General features: G+C 70.2%; 19 protein-coding genes and 2 pseudogenes. 8 read left to right on the top strand and 13 right to left on the bottom strand.

The window, feature by feature from the left end:
• Positions 1 to 37 precede the first annotated feature (37 nt).
• The 6 genes from SNE206_RS34005 to SNE206_RS34030 form a co-directional block, all read right to left on the bottom strand.
• Positions 38 to 1,339 (bottom strand): hypothetical protein, encoded by a 1,302-nt coding sequence (locus SNE206_RS34005; protein ID WP_407917415.1) that lies wholly within the window; start codon positions 1,337 to 1,339, stop codon positions 38 to 40.
• The gene (locus SNE206_RS34010) at positions 1,332 to 2,540 is read right to left on the bottom strand and encodes a hypothetical protein (protein WP_407917416.1); all 1,209 of its coding nucleotides are present in this window, start codon (positions 2,538 to 2,540) and stop codon (positions 1,332 to 1,334) included. Before SNE206_RS34010 ends, SNE206_RS34005 begins: the two co-directional genes overlap by 8 nt.
• Positions 2,541 to 2,611: 71 nt before the next feature.
• Positions 2,612 to 4,291, bottom strand: coding sequence for a GMC oxidoreductase (locus tag SNE206_RS34015; RefSeq protein ID WP_407917417.1), 1,680 nt, complete (start codon positions 4,289 to 4,291; stop codon positions 2,612 to 2,614).
• On the bottom strand, positions 4,288 to 4,812 hold the full coding sequence (locus SNE206_RS34020) for a gluconate 2-dehydrogenase subunit 3 family protein (protein WP_407917418.1): 525 nt from the start codon (positions 4,810 to 4,812) through the stop codon (positions 4,288 to 4,290). Before SNE206_RS34020 ends, SNE206_RS34015 begins: the two co-directional genes overlap by 4 nt.
• A 2-nt stretch (positions 4,813 to 4,814) precedes the next feature.
• On the bottom strand, positions 4,815 to 5,288 hold the full coding sequence (locus SNE206_RS34025; RefSeq protein WP_407917419.1) for a hypothetical protein: 474 nt from the start codon (positions 5,286 to 5,288) through the stop codon (positions 4,815 to 4,817).
• Positions 5,243 to 5,935 carry an HAD family hydrolase gene (locus SNE206_RS34030; RefSeq protein WP_407917420.1) on the bottom strand — a complete coding sequence of 231 codons (693 nt, stop codon included), beginning with the start codon at positions 5,933 to 5,935 and terminating at the stop codon, positions 5,243 to 5,245. Before SNE206_RS34030 ends, SNE206_RS34025 begins: the two co-directional genes overlap by 46 nt.
• Before the next feature lie 387 nt (positions 5,936 to 6,322).
• On the opposite strand from SNE206_RS34030, the pseudogene SNE206_RS34035 reads away from it, so the two are divergent.
• Positions 6,323 to 6,728 (top strand): annotated as a pseudogene (locus tag SNE206_RS34035) (ISAzo13-like element transposase-related protein); the annotation flags it as partial.
• A gap of 936 nt (positions 6,729 to 7,664) precedes the next feature.
• Here the strand turns inward: SNE206_RS34035 and SNE206_RS34040 are convergent.
• Positions 7,665 to 8,867: a right-handed parallel beta-helix repeat-containing protein gene (locus tag SNE206_RS34040; RefSeq protein WP_407917421.1), complete on the bottom strand. Its 1,203-nt coding sequence runs from the start codon at positions 8,865 to 8,867 to the stop codon at positions 7,665 to 7,667.
• Between the two features lie 263 nt (positions 8,868 to 9,130).
• Between SNE206_RS34040 and SNE206_RS34045 the strand changes: the two genes are divergently transcribed.
• The 3 genes and pseudogenes from SNE206_RS34045 (at position 9,131) to SNE206_RS34055 (ending at position 12,816) form a co-directional block, all read left to right on the top strand.
• Complete coding sequence (locus SNE206_RS34045; protein ID WP_407917422.1) at positions 9,131 to 10,441, top strand: cellulose binding domain-containing protein; 1,311 nt, start codon at positions 9,131 to 9,133, stop codon at positions 10,439 to 10,441.
• Between the two features lie 407 nt (positions 10,442 to 10,848).
• A pseudogene (locus SNE206_RS34050) lies at positions 10,849 to 11,318 on the top strand (transposase); the annotation flags it as partial.
• A 31-nt stretch (positions 11,319 to 11,349) separates the two neighbouring features.
• Entirely contained in the window at positions 11,350 to 12,816 is a 1,467-nt protein-coding gene (locus tag SNE206_RS34055) for a hypothetical protein (protein ID WP_407917423.1), read from the top strand.
• 246 nt (positions 12,817 to 13,062) lie between these two features.
• Here the strand turns inward: SNE206_RS34055 and SNE206_RS34060 are convergent, their stop codons facing one another.
• Complete coding sequence (locus SNE206_RS34060) at positions 13,063 to 13,191, bottom strand: hypothetical protein (RefSeq protein ID WP_407917424.1); 129 nt, start codon at positions 13,189 to 13,191, stop codon at positions 13,063 to 13,065.
• Positions 13,192 to 13,450: 259 nt separating this feature from the next.
• Here SNE206_RS34060 and SNE206_RS34065 point away from each other — a divergent pair, with 259 nt between their 5' ends.
• Complete coding sequence (locus SNE206_RS34065; protein ID WP_407917425.1) at positions 13,451 to 13,630, top strand: hypothetical protein; 180 nt, start codon at positions 13,451 to 13,453, stop codon at positions 13,628 to 13,630.
• A gap of 287 nt (positions 13,631 to 13,917) precedes the next feature.
• On the opposite strand, the gene SNE206_RS34070 is transcribed toward SNE206_RS34065, so the two are convergent.
• Positions 13,918 to 14,631 carry a carboxymuconolactone decarboxylase family protein gene (locus SNE206_RS34070; protein WP_407917426.1) on the bottom strand — a complete coding sequence of 238 codons (714 nt, stop codon included), beginning with the start codon at positions 14,629 to 14,631 and terminating at the stop codon, positions 13,918 to 13,920.
• 73 nt (positions 14,632 to 14,704) lie between these two features.
• On the opposite strand from SNE206_RS34070, the gene SNE206_RS34075 reads away from it, so the two are divergent.
• The gene (locus SNE206_RS34075; RefSeq protein WP_407917427.1) at positions 14,705 to 15,343 is read left to right on the top strand and encodes a TetR/AcrR family transcriptional regulator; all 639 of its coding nucleotides are present in this window, start codon (positions 14,705 to 14,707) and stop codon (positions 15,341 to 15,343) included.
• Between the two features lie 96 nt (positions 15,344 to 15,439).
• On the opposite strand, the gene SNE206_RS34080 is transcribed toward SNE206_RS34075, so the two are convergent.
• Entirely contained in the window at positions 15,440 to 15,868 is a 429-nt protein-coding gene (locus SNE206_RS34080; RefSeq protein WP_407917428.1) for a glutaredoxin domain-containing protein, read from the bottom strand.
• A 102-nt stretch (positions 15,869 to 15,970) separates the two neighbouring features.
• On the opposite strand from SNE206_RS34080, the gene SNE206_RS34085 reads away from it, so the two are divergent.
• Positions 15,971 to 16,174 (top strand): hypothetical protein, encoded by a 204-nt coding sequence (locus SNE206_RS34085; protein WP_407917429.1) that lies wholly within the window; start codon positions 15,971 to 15,973, stop codon positions 16,172 to 16,174.
• Between the two features lie 35 nt (positions 16,175 to 16,209).
• Here SNE206_RS34085 and SNE206_RS34090 read toward each other — a convergent pair whose 3' ends face one another.
• Together SNE206_RS34090 and SNE206_RS34095 are read right to left on the bottom strand one after the other, a co-directional pair.
• The gene (locus tag SNE206_RS34090; protein ID WP_407917430.1) at positions 16,210 to 17,088 is read right to left on the bottom strand and encodes an alpha/beta hydrolase family protein; all 879 of its coding nucleotides are present in this window, start codon (positions 17,086 to 17,088) and stop codon (positions 16,210 to 16,212) included.
• A gap of 10 nt (positions 17,089 to 17,098) precedes the next feature.
• Entirely contained in the window at positions 17,099 to 17,221 is a 123-nt protein-coding gene (locus SNE206_RS34095; protein ID WP_407917431.1) for a hypothetical protein, read from the bottom strand.
• Positions 17,222 to 17,717: 496 nt separating this feature from the next.
• Between SNE206_RS34095 and SNE206_RS34100 the strand changes: the two genes are divergently transcribed.
• On the top strand, positions 17,718 to 18,218 hold the full coding sequence (locus tag SNE206_RS34100) for a hypothetical protein (protein WP_407917432.1): 501 nt from the start codon (positions 17,718 to 17,720) through the stop codon (positions 18,216 to 18,218).
• Positions 18,219 to 18,608: 390 nt separating this feature from the next.
• Here the strand turns inward: SNE206_RS34100 and SNE206_RS34105 are convergent, their stop codons facing one another.
• Positions 18,609 to 19,085 (bottom strand): MarR family winged helix-turn-helix transcriptional regulator, encoded by a 477-nt coding sequence (locus tag SNE206_RS34105; RefSeq protein ID WP_407917433.1) that lies wholly within the window; start codon positions 19,083 to 19,085, stop codon positions 18,609 to 18,611.
• Between the last annotated feature and the right edge of the window lie 12 nt (positions 19,086 to 19,097).

Here is a 19,097-nt window from a genome sequence, read left to right on the forward strand (position 1 = left end):
CTTTCGGGGGTGGTGGCGCTGGTGGGGCGTTTCGGCGTCAGTCCTCCCGATCGTCGGTGCGTGCCCAGACCTCGGCGACGGGCGCGGCCCGTTCGGTGATGCCGTCGAGCAGCCGCAGTTGGGTGCGTTTCTCCGGCACGACGGGGGCCGGTCCGTCGGCGAGCAGGGCGGGGCCCCCGCCCGGGAGCGGCGTGAGCACATCGGCGTACGGGCACGGGCCGATGTCGAGCAGCGGGCAGAAGGAGCACGATCCGCGGGGGCGCGTCAGGTGTCCGATGCGTCCGTCGTGACCCAGCCGGCCGGAGCGGGCCTCGTGCAGGAGCTGTTCGACGAGCAGCGGCCGGGCTCGCGCGTAGTCGTCGGGGTGCCCGGTGGGGTGCGGGGCGAACAGCACCCGGGCGTCGAGTTCCTCGCCGTCGTCGAGGGTGCCGTAGGTGAGCCGGATCTCGGTCGCCATCAGCTGCGCCATGGGGGTGTCCGGGGTGGGTACGGGTGTCAGGCGGTCGCCGAGTTCGCCGGTGAACGCGTTGGCGGTGCTCTGTCCGAGCACGAGGATCACGGCCGGCAGCGACTGGAACATCTGACGCAGCAGGTGGCGGCGGGTGCGGAAGCACTCGCCGACGATTCCGACGCGCTGGTCGTCGGTCATCGGCGGAAGGGCAGGGTCGTGCGGGTCGGTCCGGGTGGTCCACTTGGCCGAGGCGCAGGCGACCATGTTGCCGTACGACAGGTCCTCGCCGACGGTGAGCGTGCCCCGGTCGAGGCCCAGTTCCGCGCCGAGGGCGTCCAGCAGTTGCTGGTAGACGAGGTACATGCGCTGCGGCTGCTCGCGGACCGCGATCTCGCGGCGGCCCTGCGCGTCCTCGGGAACGGTGAGCGGGATCCCGGCCAGGGGATCGTCGTCGGGTCCGCCGCCGAAGGTGCGGTACGCGTCGTCGGGCAGCTCGGGCTTGAACACCCCTCGGTGTCGGAAGTAGTGCGCGTACTGGCGCACGGAGTCGAAGTCGGGGGTGAGCGAGCCGTGGCTGTCGGGCCACCAGCCCGGGAGGTTGGGGTTGATGCCGACGGCGAGGATCGGGGCCTTGCGGCAACCGGACAGCGGTTCCGGCAGCGGGGTCATCCGGCCGGTGTAGTGCGAGGGCCGCACGATCGAGGCGTCCGGCGGCGGCTCGTCGGCGTCGTAGTCGTAGGCGTGGTAGGTGCCCCACGAGCGGAAGTAGGCGCACGGATGGGTTCCGGGGCCGGCGTGCTGCGAGGTGCGCAGCGCATTGCACGGCATGAGCTCGAACAGCAGCTCGACCTCGGCGGGGAGCCGGGTGGCGGCCGGTGGGTCAGGCATCGTCGATGCCCGCCTCGGAGAGTCCCGCGAGCAGACCCCACGTGGTGAGCGCACCGCAGACGCTGGTCCAGTAGCCGTACGACTCGTAGTAGGACACCGCCCACATGGTCTGCGGGTTGAGGCGGAACTCGCGGGTGGGGAGTTCGCCGTTGATCTGGGGGTCGGACATGTTGCGGACCACCACCCAGTCGGGCACGTGGTCCGAGCCAGCGGCGGCGAGGTCGGCGCAGGCCAGACCGAGTGCCGCGTCGCCCATCTCGACGGCTGCTCCCTCGTGTTCCAGGCCGTTCGTGGAGGTGCCGTACTCGAAGTAGTCGGTGGTCAGGATCGGGTGGAACTCGGGCATGTCCCGCGCGTCCTGCTCGATGCGGACGGCCGGGTCGTTGTCGGGCGGTTCGAGCAGCGGCCCGACGAAGGGGAAGCGGGTGGACGGCGGGCCGAGCGGTGGTTCGGTGAGCCGGTCGGCGAAGCCGCGCATCAGCTTCTGCGCGTCGTCGATCCGGCCGAGCGGGAGGGTCCAGTCGGACCGGAACGTCCGGCCGTTGAAGTCCTCGTTGCGGAACTCCTTCTGGCAGCGGAACTTCGCCGCGCGCGTGACCACCACGTCGCCCAGGGGGAAGTCGGCGAAGACGCTGCCCGAGGTGCCGATGGTGGCGATCACCCGCGGCCGGACCTCCTCGATGATCTGCTCGAAGAAGTCCCGTACGGGCAGGGTGGCGGTGCCTTCGCCGGTCTTGAGACCGTCCTGGTTGAGGTGGAGTTCGGACTTCACGCACAGCACGTCCAGGTCGCCGAGCTTGACGGGGAAGTACGAGCCCAGGCGTGGCGGGCGGGCGGCGAGCGAGGGCGCTCCGCCTCTGATCAGCGGCCGGTAGTGCTCCTCGAAGCGGCGGGTGTACCGGTACCAGCGCTGCCGCCCGAAGCCCGGGGTGAACACGTCGGCGAGGGCGTCCTGTTCGGCGACGGTCCAGGTGATCACGACGACGTCGGCGCGGGGCAGCGCGGCGTCGGGGGACGGCTCGACGCCGAGGGGCCGTGGGACGGGTGCGAGCCCGTCGGGGAAGACGATCCCGAGGTCCGCGGCGAGGGCGGGGCCTTCCGGCGCCGCGGCCAGGTCGGGCGACAGTTCGAGGTCGGCCGGGGTGATCCCGGCGGACAGCAGGGCGCGGGCGATGTCGACCCGCCCGTCGAGGGTGTCCATGGTGCTGCCTTTCGATTCGTTCCCGGTCGGCCCGGTGTCGGTGTGTCCGTACCTCGCCGAGGGCGTGCTTCTCAGCCGGGGTCAGGGAGTTGCTCGCACACCCGGTAGGCGTTGGCGAGCAGGGTCAGGGTGGGGTTCGAGGCGCCGGCGGTCGGCATGAACGCGCAGTCGAGGACGTAGAGCCCGGAGACGGTGTGCGACTGGCAGTTCTCGTCGAGCACCGAGGCGTCGGGATCGGTGCCTGCGCGCAGCGTGCCCTGCACGTGTCCGTAGCCGGGGTTCTCCGCGCCGGGGACGTCGTAGCCGCGCAACTCGCCGCCCGCGTCCTCCATCACCCGCACCACGCGGTCGATGGCGTAGCGGGCCGCGGCCAGGTCGTAGGCATGGTGCCGGTACCAGATCCGGGCCGCGGGCATGCCCCACGGGTCGGTGACGTCGGGGTCGAGTTCGACCCGGTTGTCGTAGAGGGAGAGCGCCTCTCCGGTGAAGGAGAAGTAGACGCCGCCCTGGTGTCGGAGTTCTTCGAGGTAGGTGTACAGGTCCTCGCCCCACAGGCCGCCGCGGCCGGGTCCGAGCGAGGCGCCCTTGACGAGCCTGACCGGCGGCACGCACGTGTAGGGGTCGTACACGGAAAACTTGCCGGCCTTGGTGACCGGGGTCGCGGGGTCGTCGACCACGTACAGGTCGCGCAGTTGCAGGGAGCCGATCGCGGTGGAGGGCTGCTGGGCGCCGTTGCCGGTCCACACCGGCTGGAGCGGCAGGGTGACTTCGGCGTTCCCGTGGGTGTGATAGGTCAGGTAGTGGCCGATCATCCGGTTGGGGTCGGGCACCTGCGACACGAGGAACAGCCGCGCCGACTCGATGGTCTGGACGGACACGATCACCTGGGAGGCGCCCAGGAACGTTTCGGGTCCGCCGGGTTCGGTGCGGTACATCACGCCGCGTACCCGCCCGCCCTCGTGCACGAGCCGGGTCACGCAGTGTCCGGTCAGCAGGTCGCACCGGCCGGTGGCCAGGGCGCGCTGGAGCACCGTGTTCAGCGCCGAGGCCCGTGAGTTGACAGCGCAGCCGAAGAACTGGTTGAGGCCGCAGAACGAGCAGGCCGGACGGCCGTCGTTCACACGGGAGTTGATCGCCCGGGGGCCGAGGTAGGGCCGCATCCCGGCGCGGCCGAACGCCTCGGTCAGGAACGGCACGGCCGCGTGCGGGCGCAGCGGCGGCATCGCGTAGTCGTAGCCGGCCCGTATCGGCTCCTGAGCCGGGGACTGCCGGGCCCGCCCGGAGACGCCCCACTCGTGCTCGGCCCGCTCGAACCACGGCTCGAACTCTCGGTAGGTCCACGGCCAGTCCACCATGTCCGCCTCGGGCGGCACGTCGCGCAGGTGGTCGAGGACGCGGAAGTCCTCCTCGGTGTAGCGGGGCACGTTGGCGTCCCACACGTTCGTCGCGCCGCCGACCATGTTGACGTTCCACCAGCGCTCGACCCGGGTGGGCCGGTCCTGGGCGGGTCCGGCCATGTAGATGTTGGGGTCGGTGTCGCGGTGCGGGATGAGCGTCTTGTGCGTGTGGAAGTGGAGTTCGTCGTAGGGAAGGAAGTCGTCGGCGACCGGGAGCGGGCCCTTCTCCAGCACGGCGACGCGGCGTCCTCGCGAGGTGAGCACGCGGGCCGCGGTGCCGCCGCCCGCGCCGGCGCCCACGACGATCGCGTCGTATCCGCCGGGTGCGCCGGGTGTGCTGGTCGTGGCGGTCATGGTTCCTCCCCGGGCCGGGCGGCGGTCGTGGTGGCGGGGCGGGTGAAGGGTTCGGCCGGCGTGGGGTAGCCGTACCAGCGCCAGATCACCGCTTCGCGGTTGCCGCCCCAGCGGGGGTCGCCGAAGCAGCCCTCGATGCAGTGGGCCCGCAGCAGGGCGAACGCCGCCGGCTGGGCGAGGGCGGCCGCGGGCCAGGCGGGCAGGGCCCCCGCTGCCAGGTCGCGCAGCAGCGCGGTGGCCTCGGCGCGGTCGAGTTCGGCGACGCCGCGTCCGCCGTGCGCCTGTTGCGCGGCGGTGTCGAGAGCGGCGAGCAGCACCGGGTAGGCCAGGCGCCACGCCGGAATCTCGGGGTGCGTCTCGGGGCCCATGGCCAGGAGCCGGTCGACGTATTCGGCGGCGTCCGCGTCGGCCGCGCCGGGTCGTCGGGGTCCGCCGGGCAGGATCGCGTCGAAGAGCACCTCCACGGCGCGCCGCTGGTCCTTGTCGAAACAGCCGGTGCCGGGCGTTCGCAGGAGCCACATGGTCAGGCCTTTCCGGCGGTCCGGGTCGCCCCGTCCGCGCTGTCTGCGACGTCCGCGTTGTCGAGCGCCTCCTCCATCGCACCGACGACCGCCGCGTAGGGTCCGGTGTCCGGCGGGCCGGTGTGGCGGACGACGGAGAGCACGGTCGCGTCGTCCGCGTCGGTGAGGTGGCGGCCCAGCTCCGGGTACAACTCGTCTTTCTCGCGTTCCGCATGCGACCGGAAGAGCAGTACGAGGCCCTCCGTGCAGCGGCGGAAGTCGGAGATCGCGTGGGACACGTCGCGGGGGTCGCCGTTCTGTATCCGTTGCCAGGCGACGCGGATCGCCTCCCCGTAGGCGCGGACCTGGTCGTGCTGGTCGAACATCCAGCGGGCGCGGTCGGGCGGCATGCCGCGGGCGACGGCCAGCGGCACGATCGCCTCCTCGGCCTTCAGATGCGACCGGTCCGTGAAGTTGGTGAGCGCGTACACGAGCATCCCATCGCGGTGCGCACCCCCGGCGGGATGTCCGGTGACCGGTGCACCGGGTCGAGTGCGTGCACGATGCGGCTGCCGCACGCGAGGAGGCGTTCGCCGAGCAGGTGCTCCTGTTCGAGGAACTCCTCGAAGGCACGGCCGCTGTTGCGGACCGATTCCCCCTGCCGGGTGATCACCGCGGGCTGGAACTCCTTGCCGGGCGGCGACGGCTTGAGCACGCCCCGCATGCCGGCCGCCTGGGCGGCGAGGACTTCGATGAGGTTCTCCCCGACGAACAGGCACCGCTCGATCGGTACCCCCATCTGATCGGCCGCGAAGCGGTAGATGGCGGGATCGGGCTTGTTCAGCTTGGCCTCGTGGTTGATCACGATGCCGTGCGGGTCCAGGACGTCGGCGAGGTGGACGGCGCTGCCGCCGTTCTCGGCGACGACGGCCTCGGCGATCATCCGGTGCCCCTGCTCGGCGCTGACCTCCGCGGGCAGGTTGGTGATCACGCCGACACGCAGCCCCACCAGGTCCCGCACGGCGTCGAGCAGCTTCTCGGTGCTGGGTCGGTACAGCGCGAGATGACCGGGCCGGTCGACGTCGCCGAGGGTGTCGCGCAGGTCGAAGAAGACCGCGTCGCAGTCGACGGTGGTGCCGGGCATGGGACACCCCTTCCCTGGATGTGTACGCGCCTGGATGTGTACGAGCCGGACGGACGCGACGTCGTGGGGCGCGCCGGCGGTCGTGGACCGCAACACCAGCAGACCGGTCCGTGGGCCGCACAACATCGTGGAAAACCCTGATATCCGTACGTGATCGTCCGGTGACGATCACCTATCGACACGGAGCGTCGGATGCGCCGGGGCCGCGACGCCTCGACGCTCCGGGACGGCCGGCGGCGCGGTACCGCCCCGTCGACGGCGGGCCGGCGTCCTGACGGCGGAGGTGCCCTTCCCGGTCCTGGGGGTCCGCCGGAGAAGAACTCCTTGATCTGCCTGGGCTGTTCGGTGCCGTAGGGGATCCACGGCCTGGCCGCGGACGCCGGCCGGGTGGCGGTCTTCGCCCTGGCCACCGGCCTCGCGGTGACTTTCTGTCACTTTCCGCCGGGACATCGACGTGGAACGAGACGGAGCACCGCTTGTTCTCGCAGATCGGGACCGACCGGCGCGGACGCCCGCCGACCTGCCACGAAGTCGCCATGAGCCGCATCGGGGCGCCCCGGACGCGCACCGGGCCGGGCATCCGCGCCGAGCTCGGCCCCGGCGCCCCGTCCCCCGGCGTCACCGTTCCCGGCCACGTCATGAAGCGCCCTCCCCTGGACACCCACGAGTGGCACGGCACCTGGCACCACACCCCCTTCGTCCCGAACCACTGGCCCCCGAACAGGCCTTTCGACCAACGGAGTTCGACCGCTTCCCCTGCGGCGACAAGACCCCGTCCCCGTGGTGCGACCACCGCGACCGCAGCCGACCGGCTCGCCGCCGTCGCAGGCCGCACCCGGCCCCCCGACGAGCCCACCGGGAGCAGTGGGTGGTTCTTCGGCAGGCCCCTGCTCCCGGTCACGTTCAGTACACCTTCGCAGTGGCCCGGCACTCACCCCTACCTGCAGAAATGCCCTGGCTCACCGCACGTTCCCCGGGCCGGCCCGCCGGAATTCCCGAAGATTTTCCGCCGACTACGTTCCGTTGGATCCTGGGCGGTTCCAGCCCCGTCGGCGCCGGAACGGAGCGCCCGGCGCAACCCGTCCGATCACTGACCGCTGCCGTTCCGCCCGCGGCGGGGTCTGCGGCAACTGCCAGGGCACCGGGAGGGGATGACCAGTCTGCGCGTTCGGCGTAGTCTCCGAAGTGAGGCGCGGATGCGCCACTCGGACGCCGCAGATGTGACGGGCCTCCCGACGGTCCCTGAGCTTGCTCCGCTTTGACGGACACCATCGGTGTGGTGGTCAGGCCACGAGGGCGGTCTCGTACTCGGCGGCACTGCGGTAACCAAGGCTGCTGTGCAGCCTTCGTGCGTTGTATCAGCTCTCGATCCATTCGAAGATCGCGGTACGGGGCCGCTGTCCGACCGGAGCCACGGCTGGTCGGCAAGCAGCTCCCGCTTCAGCGTGGCGAAGAAGACTCTGCGAGGGCATCTGCCCGCGGTACTCCCGCGCCGCCCCCTGCCGATTCCCCACGCCCATCCGCAAACCTCCAACTCACGGAGGTGTTGCGACGACCGGTTGAATCCACCCGTCGTCCACGTACACCGTCACCCGCACACCGGTCATCAGCCTCCGCAGTTCGGCCGGGTCGTCGCCGCCACCCTGGGCAACGTCCAGGACTTCGAGGCGGGCCGCCGCAGCGAGAACACCCTCGCCTCGCCCCCCGTCCCCGTCGAGCCGGTGCGAGGTCAGAACCGGGCGCCGATCGCGGTACCGGACCTGGGCACCAGCAGGCTCGGCGCGGCGGGCAGTGAGCCGTCGGCGCGGCGGGCGGCGGTGATCGCTGCGGTGGCGGTGCTCTGCATCGCAGATGCTCCCCAGCTGCCGCTGAGATTCCAGGAGTTGCCGGTGGCCGTGGTCGTGGCGCTGCCCGCGTACGCGGTCGGGTCGGCGACCGAAAGGTTGTCGGTGAGTCCGGCCTTCGCGGCGGCGGTGTCGAAGTCGAAGCCGGTCGCCTTGTTGGCGTAGCTGGTGGAGCGGCTCACCGTGATCGCACCCGGATTGCCGTTGTCCGTCAGGCCCTTGGCGGCGTTGTCGAAGGCGAGGACGTTGCGCAGGATGTGGCCTGCGGCGGGGGCGGGGGTGCCGCCGCCGAGCTTGAAGCCGTTGCCGTCGCCGGCGAAGTCCGGGAAGTTCCACCGGTTGTAGCCGTTGCCGTACGAGACGGTGTTCTCGACGGTGATCGGCGAGGTGAACTTCCAGGCGTCGAGACCGTCGTCCACGTTGTCCCACAGCCGGGCGCCGCGTACCAGGTTGCCGGTGCCGCCGCCCTCCTTGATCGCCAGGCCGTCGGCGCTCTCGCCGTTCTTGCGCGGATCACGGTTGCGGTAGCTGTCCAGGTCGAGGATCTGGTTGTTGCCGGAGGCGCCCTCCAGCTGGAAACCGCTCTCGTAGTTGTCGTGCGTGGACAGCCGGGCGAAGACGTTGCCGGTGCAGTCCCGGCAGTAGACCCCGTACGGGCCGTTGACCAGCTCCAGGTCCGAGATCCGCCAGTACGCGGCCTCGATGTGCAGGGCGCCGCGGTCGGCGCGCGCGATGGAGCCGCCGAGCGGGGTGTGGCCGGCGGGCAGTTGCTCGCCGTCGATCACCACCCGCTCGCCGGGGTAGGCGCCCAGGGTGATCGGGCGGGCCGCCTCGCCGGAGTGGGCGACGGTCAGGTTGTCGGTGAGCGGGTAGCGACCGCCCCGGACGGTGATGGTGTCGCCGGGCCGGGCCAGGTCGATGGCGGCCTGCACGGTGCGCAGCGGCTGGGTGAGGGTGCCGGGCGCGGCGTCGCTACCGGTGGTGGCGACCACCAGGGTGCGCGGGGTGTCGGCGGCGTGAGCGGCCGGCGCGAGAACGGCGGAGAGCGCGAGGACGGCGCCGAACGCGGCGGGGAGCCGTCGGTACATGGGGTGCCTCCGGGATCGGGGTGCGCTCGGCGGGAGTGCCGGGCGGCCCAGCCCACCACCCGGTCCGGGCCCGGTCAACGGAGCCGGCCGCACCCCGCCGCTTCCGGCCAGCCGTCCGCTGGCCGCTTCGGGCGACTTCCGTTTGCGGCCGTTGACGGGGCGCCGCCGTGTTCCTACCGTCGTGACGCCCACTTCTGACGGTGTATCAGCGTCGCGTCCAGGGCGCCGTACCTCCACTCCCCCACCCCGACCGGAGGCACCCCGTGCACCGACGGCTCCATGCATCCCCACCCGCACCACGGACGCACCGCTCCCTGCTGGTCCTGTTCGTCGCACTGATCGCGGCGGTCGCCGGGCTGCTCACCGGCACTTCCCCGACGCCCGCCCGGGCCGCCGGCGTCGGCTGCGCCGTCGACTGGACGGTCAACGACTGGGGCAGCGGCTTCAACGCCGGCATCACCCTCACCAACCGGGGCACCACCGCGATCGACGGCTGGACCCTGGGCTTCGCCTTCACCGGCAACCAGCAGCTCCAGCAGGGCTGGAGCGGCGTGTGGAGCCAGTCCGGCAAGAACGTCACCGTCGGCAATCCCGACTGGGGCCGGACCCTGGCCGCCGGCGGCAGCGCCTCGCTCGGCGCGAGCTTCGCCTACAGCGGCAGCAATGTCCGCCCGGCCTCCTTCACCCTCAACGGCACCGTCTGCGCGGGATCCACCAGCACCCCGACACCCACCCCGACGCCGACACCCACCCCGACGCCGACACCCACGCCCACACCGACACCCACGCCGACACCCACGCCCACGCCGACACCCACCGGCAGCGCCTGGAACCCCCCGGCCTCCCTCGTCACCCCGCTCTCCCAGGTCTGGCAGCACGAGGAGAGCACGTACACCGACCTGTACGGCTTCCGGAACTACGGCTGGGACCAGGTGATGGCCAACAAGGGGACCATCAACTACTGCGTCCGCTGGGACTCCACCGCGCACGTCACCGCCGCGCAGCGGGACCAGATCGAGGCGGCGCTCGGCAAGCAGTTCCAGAAGTGGATCGACCAGCTGACCGACAACGGGACCGGCTGGAACTCCTGGCCGTACCCGAAGGTCCCGGTGAAGGTGACCGGCTGGGCGGTGCGGGACCGCGCACAGCTGGAGTGGACCGGCGGCACCTCGGACATCTACGTGAACGACCTCGGCGAGGGCGCACCGCAGTGCACCCCGCCGTGCGGCCGCTTCTTCCACCAGGACGGCAACTACTCCGGCTGCCCCGGCGGCGACTCCCACCACTACGACCTCTCGCTGTGGCTGACCGCGGGCATGTCCGGCGGCGCGGGCGGCGACTGGGGCCAGCGGATCGGCAGCGAGTACTACCTGGGTGCGCTCGGCAGCGAGAACATCCACATCCTGCTGCACGAGATGGGACACACCTTCGGCCTCGACGACTTCTACGACTGGACGCCCTCGGGTGTCGGCGGCTTCATCATGAACGCCGGAAGCGCGACGCAGATCACCGAGTTCGACAAGTGGATGCTCCGCGACTTCTGGCGTCACCTGAAGAACCGCTGGGGCTACTGACGGCACCGCTTCCCCCCGGCCCCGGCCGGGGGGAAGCACGGAGGTCCGGTGCAACGCCCTTGGGGGCGTCGGGGGGCCTGGTCGCCGCAGAGGCCCGAGGATGCGCACCCGCGGCAGCCTGCGTCGCTCCCTGCCGAGTGCCTTCGGTTCCGGATACGGGCACAGTGGGTCTCGAACGGGTTGTGGCGTTTCGGCCGGACGGCGATGACGGGCAAGCCGAACGGCACGGCGATCGTCGGACGACGCCGTGGCGGCGACCTGGTGCGGGTCGGGCTTCAGGGTGGGCAGGAGTGCCGCCGCTGCGCGGTCACGCCGGTCACGCAGCCACCACAGCAGGCCCAGGACGCGGGGCGTTGAGTGGCGCCGGTGTGACGGCCTTGCGGGGTGGGCTTCGGCGCCTGGTCCGCACTGCCGAGGGCCGCGATGCCGGGAAGAAAATCGCGGGCAGGGAACGCAACGTCGCCACCGACACGATCGGCCTCCTGCTCGCGGTCCTGGTCACCGCCGCGAGCGTCCAGGACGGCACCGCCGGCCGGCAACTGCCGCCCCGGCTCGCCGCCCGACATCCCACCGCCCGCAAGGCCTGGGCCGACACGGGCCACAAGAACGCCGTCGTCGAACACGGCGCCACCCTGGGCATCGACATCAAGATCGTCCGCCGCACCGCGCGCTCATGCAGCACCGCCGCCTCGCCCGCGACCACGAAGCCCTCCCGGCCCGCTCCGAAGCCATGGTCCACGTCGCGATGATCGGCCTCATGACCCGCCGACTCACCGGTGAGGCCCCTCATCTGGATCTGAACATGGCACCCAAAGTCAGGAGCGAAACACCCGGCGAGAGCCTTTGGATCGTAGCCGAACGGAGCAACTCCTCTTGAAAATCGCCGAGTCAGGTTTGATCTTGGTTCCATGAGCACTCAGCCGTGGGTAATCGTGGATCCGCCCGACAGTCGCGGCCTTCGCAAGGTCATCGTCAACGGGGAGGTGGTCGCCAATGCCTGGTCACTTCGCGAACTGCGAAAGACCCTGAATCGCCTCGGCTACCCGGAGGCGATGGACCTGGAGGACCCGACATGCATACATTGGCGCGGAGGGGACAGCAAGACGTGGCCCAGCCGTCCATGGAGAAGGCGCGGAATCCTGGCGCTGATGATCGTGGGAATGCTCGGGTCCGCCGTCATGCACATAACCATCGGCTGGCCGGACGCCCTCGGAGCACTTACTTTCACGCAAAGAATTGTCGGCATCATTTTCATCCTGATGGGCCTGCTGCAGGGTGCAGCAATATTTGCAGCCCTCGACTACTGGGGAAGGAGACAGTCGAACACATCCGGGGCGATCGTCCTGCTCGGGGCCCTGCTCACACTTCCGACCAGCGCCATTCTTTTATTCATGTGGCTCGAAGAGAGGGAGTACACACCCTACCTTTTCGCATTCATCCCGCTCCTCCTCTGGTCCGTGTGGGCACTTTATCTGCTCATCCGCGAAAAGGCTTGGCAGGGAATTCCTCATCCGAAGAAATTTGCGGCCGGGGTTGCTGCCACTGCACTCCTGACAGCTGTCAGCATCGCCTATTCAACCATGTATCAACCCACCGCGGCACCGATTCGATTTATCCTCAAGGCAGAATTCGGTACGCCGCAAGCATCCTCCGACCCCAACTACGTCACCGTTCCACTCAAGCTGTACATCAAAAACGACGGGGGGATCCCCGTATACATCATCAACGACGACTACACCGTCTGGGGGACACCGGTCGACCACTCCGCCAATGGCGACGGCCTGGGGCAGTGGAAAGCCGACGAGGAGGCGTCCGTCGGCGATGTACAAGCCGAACGATATTCCCATGAAGGCGAGTCGGAGGTAATAAATTCAGGCCATTTCAACACGCTCGGCTCCCTGCTTGAAGCAGGAGAGGAATTCTCTTCGGAGAAATCAATTACACTGCCTGTGGATGCGCGGTACGGCCAGCTGGAAGCGACATTGGGAATCGACTACATGAGAAGGGACCGCGGCAGGCTCGACCCGGAATACGGATCTACCGCGGGATACTCCTGGGACAAGGATGATACGCGATACTACTGCCCTCCGGATGAGTGCGGAGAGTACCTCGTTTATCACAGCCAGGTGCGCCACAACAACAACATGGTCAACGTGACACGCAGGCCGCGGCATTTGGCGGCCTTCTGGGGTCCGGAGACCGGCTACGACAACTTCATTTCGTCGGTCGACTTCGAGAAAAAGATTCTCAACATTTACCGGGACGGCATCGACGAAGAAGAGACCTCCCGAGAGCGGGACAGCTACGGCCTGGACAACATATTCACAAATTCCATAATTTCCGTATCGGAATTGCTGAGCCTTCCTGAGAGCTGACAGCCTGTCGCAAGCGAGTCGAACGAGTTCATGGCAGGAGACCACGAGGCGGTGACAAGCCCCGGCCCCATCCGGCAACGGCCTGTGGCCGAAGATCGTCAGTACCGAATGACCGGGGCTTCACCGCACTCGGCCATCAGACGGGAGTCCTGATCGCGACGACTACGGCAACCGCTGACATGCAGCGGCAGGTGGGCGTCGTCCTCCACAACGGCGTGATGACTGTCCGGTCCAAGCCGACGGTTGTCACAGGACGCCGAAGTCGTCCCACCGGACGCCGGTGAACTCCGCTTCCAGGCTGCCGGCGCGGCAACCGCCACCGCGGAAGTGGCGCTCCTGCAGCAGGGCCGCTTCAAAGTCTTGGCGAGCACGCAAGTCTGCAGGTCACGGCGGTTGGTGAGGTCTGGTCTGGACCGTCAGGAACGCATCGAAGCTCCGGTTGAACAGGGTGACCTTCCCAAGTCGCCCTGAACCACCGGAGCTTCGATGCATCACCCGTTCGTGGCGGTACTGCTGGTCGCAGCCTCGGCGGTGGTCGCCGGCGCGCTCCTACGCGGCCATCGGCCATCGGTCCGCGAACACTCCGCAGCACGCCCTGGCCCGCCCGGGTGCCCGCGTGACAGGTGCGACGGGCGTGCGCACCGCACCGGGTGCCGCCACGATCCGGCGGGTCATCGGCCTGGTCTGCCCCGACGGCCTGACGGATCCGACCGGCGCCGACCCCGGCGGCTCGGACTCGACGGCCGTGGACGGCGGGACCGCCCGGGCTCCCGGCACGGCGAAGTGCCCGCCGCCCACCTGCTGGCCGCAATGACCGGCGACGGCCGCAGGGAGACCGAGCGACCAGCTCGCGGCCCGTCGCAAGGCCGCCTCCGCGACCGGGCCGACCCGCCGAACCAGGTCCGGCAGCCGGACTTCTGCATCCGTCCTCACGACGTCCACCGGCGGGGACGACCTCTCGTCCCCGGCTTTCCCGGAGCCCGAAACCTGCCGACGACTTGACGCGGGACGTGCGCCCGCGGCCTGCACCACGACGGACCGGCCCTGCGGCCCGAGTCGTGTGCGGGCGCGGGTGCCTGTACGGGTGCGGGCGACAGGCGTTCAGGCACCCGGGGTCGTCCGCTTTCCCTCCTGCTCCTCCTGGTCTGCCAGCAGCGCGTCGAGGACGTTCATGGCGCGCCAGGTCCGGGTCATCCCGAACGTGGCGGTGGCGCGGACGGCGGCGCGCACCTCCCCGGGCGTCGCTCCCGTGCCCAGCGCGCGGCCGACGTGGGCACGGAAGCTCTCCTGGAGGGTCTGGTAGAGGACGTCCACCGTCATGGTGGCGAACGCCCGCTCGCGGACACTGATCCGGGACATGTCGGCGCGCAGCCGCGACTGCAGGTCCATGTAGTCGGCGAAGCCCGGGTCGAGGGCCCGCACCTCGGCGCGCATCGCCGCCGGGAGGGGGCTGCCCGTCCCGTCCGCGTTCAGCCGGTGGCTCTGCCCGGTCGGTCCGGGCAGGCCGTGCTCGCGCTCGACCTCGGCCAGCCGCTCCAAGGCGGCCAGCGCTGCCGGGTAGCCGCTGTCGTAGGAGATGAAGCGGAGCAGTTCGCGTAGGTCGTCGGCGTCGAGGCCGTTGTCCAGGGCGGCCCGCACGTGCAGTTCGAACGGCATCCCGAGGACCTGTTCGCAGACGTCGGCAACGAGGAGGAGCAGGATCCGCTCACGCGGCGTCAGCTCCGTTCCCGTTCCGGCCTGTCGGAAGCTCACGGCGGCCATCTCCGCGAACGCCGGGTCGAGCGCCTCGACCGTGGTCAGGGTCGGCAGCGTCATGGCGGCTCTCCTTGAGTGGACATCTGTAGGGCTACGACTGTAGCCCTACAGATGGTCCAATACAATGCTGACCATGGACGCGACCACTCCGCCCCGGACGACCGCCCGCACCGCGCCGCGCGGCCGCAACCCGCGCGGCCAGGGCGAGCGGCTGCGCGCCGAGATCGTCGGCACGGCGCTGCGGCTGCTGGACGAACTCGCCGACGACCAGGCGCTCTCACTGCGGGCGGTCGCCCGGGAGGTGGGCATCGCCGCGACCTCCGTCTACATCCACTTCGCCGACCGCGACGCGCTCGTGCTGGCCGCGCTGGAGCACTGCCACGCCGACCTGCTGCGCGCCGTGGACAACGCGGAGTCGGGCGCCACCGACCCCGTGGCCGCGCTGCGCGCGCGGACGGCACTGCTCGGCGCGTGGTCCCGCGAGCACCCCGGGCTCTACAAGGTGTTGCACGAGAGCACGCTCAACCGGCGCGCGGACATGTCCTTCAAGGAGGAGATGGCCGAGCGCACCACCATGGCGATCCGCCGCTGCATGGACGCCGGGCTGGCACCGCACGGCGACGCGGAGACCGTCTCCCTGGATCTGCGCACGGCCGTCCACGGCGCGGTCTCGCTACGCGTCAACCAACCCGAGCTGACCTGGCCCCCGCTGGAGGAGCAGGTGGACCGGTTCCTGGTGAAACTGGTCGGCGTCGCGCCCGCGGAAGCGTGACGGCGGCGTGCAGCGGCTGGGCGTCCAGGTGGAGGAAGACCGACTTCGTGGGTTCTGCCGGTGGTCGGCGCCAGGCCCCGCCGTCCGTCACAGGGATCAGCCGAGTTGTCCGCGCACCCACTGCGGATCGGGGTTGACGTACGCCTGGCCCGCCACCACGACGGTGGGCACGGTCTCGTTGCCGTCGTTGGCCGCTCTCACCCGCGTCGCCCCCTCCGGATCGCTCCAGATGTCGACCCAGTGCACCTGCCGGGCGCTGCGGCCCAGCCGGATCCGCAGGCGCAGGCAGTACGTGCAGCCTGCCCGCCAGTAGACGACCGGCCGGCCGTCGACCGCGCTCCGGCGCTGTGCCTCGGCTGCCCCGATCGACCGCGGGAAGGCCAGCGGTGAGTGCAGTCCGGCGAGCAGGACGAACACCGGCAACATGACGACGGCAACGCCCCAGGACCCCTTGACGACCAGCATCGCCGCAAGGAGTGAGCCGCTGGCGGCAAACAATGAGGGCAGGATCCAGGCACGCGTCACAGTGGCGCAGACTACCGGTCGGGGGGCTGTGCGCGGGCCGGTGCGGAGCACTGCCGATGGCCGGGACAGGACACCGCCTGCGAGTTCACCCACGGCCACGGCATGCGCCGCCCCCGCTACCGGGGACAGGCCAGGGCACACCTGCCGCACGTCCTCGCCGCCAACACCGTCATCGCCGCCAACACCGAACGCCTCGGCAAGCAGCCTCGCGGCGAAAGCGCGCTCCCGCGACCGCCGACCGCCTTCCAGGACCACCACGACCAGCAGGGCATCCCGCGCCTGCGTTCCTGGCGAGCCGTCAGCTGACGCGGCAGCGACCGGGATCCCCGACAGAGTCGGGCTCAGACCGAAGCAGCCTCCGCCAGCCTGTGGCGGAAGAACGCGACCGCGTCCGCGGCGACCCGGCGGCGGATCGGCTCGCCTGACTCGCTGCCGTCCACGAACAGGTAGTGGCCGACGTCCTCGCCCACGCAGACGACCTCCGCGCCGGGGATGTGCTCGGCGTAGTGAAGGGCGTTGCCGGGGCCGGGGGAATTGTCGTCGGCGCCGCCCCAGCGGATGGAGACCGGCCGGGCCACCGCCGCGAGCGACTCCTCGTCGATCAACAGGCCGATGCCGGGGCAGATCAGGAAGGCTGCCTCGACGGCAGGCACGGAGCAGTCCGCCCCGGACTGCTGGACTGCCGCTTCGTACTGCTCCGGCGTGTACCGGGCGTTCATGGCTTCCAGCAGGTCGGGGAATTCGGGCAGCGGTGGCATCGGCACCAGCCCCTGCGTCACGGCCCGGTAGCGCTCGGGGGCGATCCGCGCGCCCACGGTTGCGGCGGCGGTGTAACCGCCGAGCGAGAAACCGACGGCACCCACCGGGCCCAGCGGACGTTCCCGCCGCAACTGCTCCAGCAGGAAGCCCAGGTCGCGCGGGCGTTCCCACATGCAGGCGAAGCCTTCCGGGAGGTAGCCGTCCACCCAGTTGTTGCCGTGGTGGTCGACCCCGGCCACCAGGAACCCGGCCCCGGCCAGCGCCTCCGCCAGCCACGCCAGGTCGCGGGCGCTGCCGCCGGTGCCGTGCGACATCAGCAGCAGCGGGGGCGGGCCGACGGCGGGTGGCGTGGGCGGCTCCCAGAGATAGACCCTGACCGGACGCGGGGCGTCGACGGCATCCTCGGGCGACCAGCTACGGCGCGCGGTGTCACCGAACTCGCGTATCACAGGATCAATCATGCTCCGCAGCCTACGAGACGGCGGTGCCCAGGGAGACGGACTCGGCGCGCAGCCGCTCACCGCTCTCGGCGCGCAGCCGCTCACCGCTCTCGGCCCCGGCGCGGGCGGCGGCGTAGCCGGTTGTGGCGGTCACCCGGGCAGCGCGGTCGTCCGGGTCGGCCCGGTGCAACCGGCCTGCCCCTTGTCCGGGTGACGGGTCGGCTCCGACGAGCGGGTGTGTCCGGCCAACGGCTCCGTCCCGTATCGGTGGTAACGCTCCGTGCGAATCACCGAGCTATCTCAGTTGCCACTCGGCAGGGTGAGGCTTTGCCTGTCGTTGACGGCAGCCCGGGCCGGCGTGATCGCGCTCGGTCGTACTGACCGCGGCCGCGGCTCGGTCACCCGATCGGTGGCCGTTCTGAAAAGACTCCTTCATGCAGATTCGCAGGGAGACCCGCCTGATCCACGCCGGGAGGTACCCGGACCGGTAGAGAGCAGCAGGGAACTGTCCGGTCCAGCAGGCCGGTAGACGGAAACCCAAGGAACTGTCGACGCAGTGCCAACACGGCCAGGCAGCACCCTGACATCCTTCATGCGAAGCCATGACGGGGCGTCAAGCATCGAGGCCCCACGCGAACAGGGGACAGTAAATGCTCAAAAGAACCATTCACACTTTTGCCGCCGTGTCGATAGCCGCGACAGGCCTCATCGGTGGCGCAGGACCGGCAGGTGCTTCCAGTGCTCCGTGTGGCGGCGCCTTCGCCTACCAGGCACACCTGCAGAACAAGGGCTGGCAGGAGTGGATGTGCGGCGGACAATGGGCTGGCACGATCGGTGAGGCCCGGAATGTCGAAGCAGTGAGATTCCAGTCGCCTACGCGCATTTCTTACTGCATGAAGGCGCACCGGACCAACTTCGGTTGGGATTCCAATTGGACTTGCGCGTGGGGAGGCGCCCAGGCCCAGATCGGCACCACGGGCATGAACTCCCCGATGGAAGCGATCATGATCGGTACGCAGGACATGGCTGGTGACGCCTACATCAGGAACGAGGGCTGGCTGAGTGGCCCCACCTACCTGCCCGACGGAACCATGCAGATTGGCACAACGGGCCGCGGCCTTCCCATGGAAGCCTTCTGGATGAATGATTGAGCCTTTCAGAACGGCCATTGATCGGGTGACGGAGCTGTGGCCGCAGTCAGTACGACCGAGCGCGATCACGCCGGCCCGGGCTGCCGTCAACAACAGGCAAGGCCTCACCCTGCCGAGTGGCAACTGAAACAGCTCACTGCAGGAGGATGCGGTGCCGGATCCTCCCGGGTCCGCGCCGACACCCCGACGACCTCACCTCGTCCGTCACGCCCTCGGCGGCCAGCGCGGACAGCCCCGAAAACACCGCACCCACAAGCTCGTCGACATCACGCACACCATGCCGACGAAAGCCGTCACCGTTGGTCACCACCGATGACGGGCCACAGCCGAAGGCCGTACAGACCCGTCGGGGCGGCTGGGCCGGTGAGTGGGCCGCTCGGCCGGGCCCGGCTACTCGTCGGGGGTCCGGCGGCCGTGGTTCCTGACCGACGTCTCGATCGTGTGAGCCGACGCGGTGAACGCCTCGATCTGCTCAGGGGTCAGGTCGCGGACGGAGATCTGCTCCAGGGTGCGCCACATGTCGGTGATGGGCTTCCGCAGCGCGCGGCCGTCGTCGGTGAGGCGGACGACCATGACGCGGCGATCGTGGGGGGCGGGTTCCCGGGTGAGCAGTCCGGCCTCCTGCATGCGGCGCAGTGATTTGGAGACGGTGGAGTGGTCGAGGCCGGCTTTCTCCAGCAGTTCGGCCTGGGTCCGGCCGTCGTGGTCGAAGAGCTGCATGAGCAGCAGTTCCTGCCCCGGGTGCAGGTTCATGGCGCGCAGCATCGCGGCGGCGTAGCCGCGGTGCACGCGGGCGAGCTGGAAGATGGCGTAGCTCAGGCGTCCCTCGCTCGCGGCGCTCGGCGGCTCGGGCGGAGTCTCGGACAACGGTGCTCCGTA

The organism is Kitasatospora sp. NE20-6, assembly GCF_045862635.1.

Excerpts from the sequence above, each read along its gene's own strand:
- SNE206_RS34075 (WP_407917427.1), top strand. The coding sequence starts at position 14,705 with ATGGACGCGACCACTCCGCCCCGGACGACCGCCCGCACCGCGCCGCGC.
- SNE206_RS34010 (WP_407917416.1), bottom strand. The coding sequence starts at position 2,540 with ATGGACACCCTCGACGGGCGGGTCGACATCGCCCGCGCCCTGCTGTCC.
- SNE206_RS34005 (WP_407917415.1), bottom strand. The coding sequence starts at position 1,339 with ATGCCTGACCCACCGGCCGCCACCCGGCTCCCCGCCGAGGTCGAGCTG.
- SNE206_RS34015 (WP_407917417.1), bottom strand. The coding sequence starts at position 4,291 with ATGACCGCCACGACCAGCACACCCGGCGCACCCGGCGGATACGACGCG.
- SNE206_RS34040 (WP_407917421.1), bottom strand. The coding sequence starts at position 8,867 with ATGTACCGACGGCTCCCCGCCGCGTTCGGCGCCGTCCTCGCGCTCTCC.
- SNE206_RS34090 (WP_407917430.1), bottom strand. The coding sequence starts at position 17,088 with ATGATTGATCCTGTGATACGCGAGTTCGGTGACACCGCGCGCCGTAGC.
- SNE206_RS34070 (WP_407917426.1), bottom strand. The coding sequence starts at position 14,631 with ATGACGCTGCCGACCCTGACCACGGTCGAGGCGCTCGACCCGGCGTTC.
- SNE206_RS34055 (WP_407917423.1), top strand. The coding sequence starts at position 11,350 with ATGAGCACTCAGCCGTGGGTAATCGTGGATCCGCCCGACAGTCGCGGC.
- SNE206_RS34085 (WP_407917429.1), top strand. The coding sequence starts at position 15,971 with ATGCGCCGCCCCCGCTACCGGGGACAGGCCAGGGCACACCTGCCGCAC.
- SNE206_RS34020 (WP_407917418.1), bottom strand. The coding sequence starts at position 4,812 with ATGTGGCTCCTGCGAACGCCCGGCACCGGCTGTTTCGACAAGGACCAG.
- SNE206_RS34025 (WP_407917419.1), bottom strand. The coding sequence starts at position 5,288 with ATGCTCGTGTACGCGCTCACCAACTTCACGGACCGGTCGCATCTGAAG.
- SNE206_RS34030 (WP_407917420.1), bottom strand. The coding sequence starts at position 5,935 with ATGCCCGGCACCACCGTCGACTGCGACGCGGTCTTCTTCGACCTGCGC.
- SNE206_RS34100 (WP_407917432.1), top strand. The coding sequence starts at position 17,718 with ATGCTCAAAAGAACCATTCACACTTTTGCCGCCGTGTCGATAGCCGCG.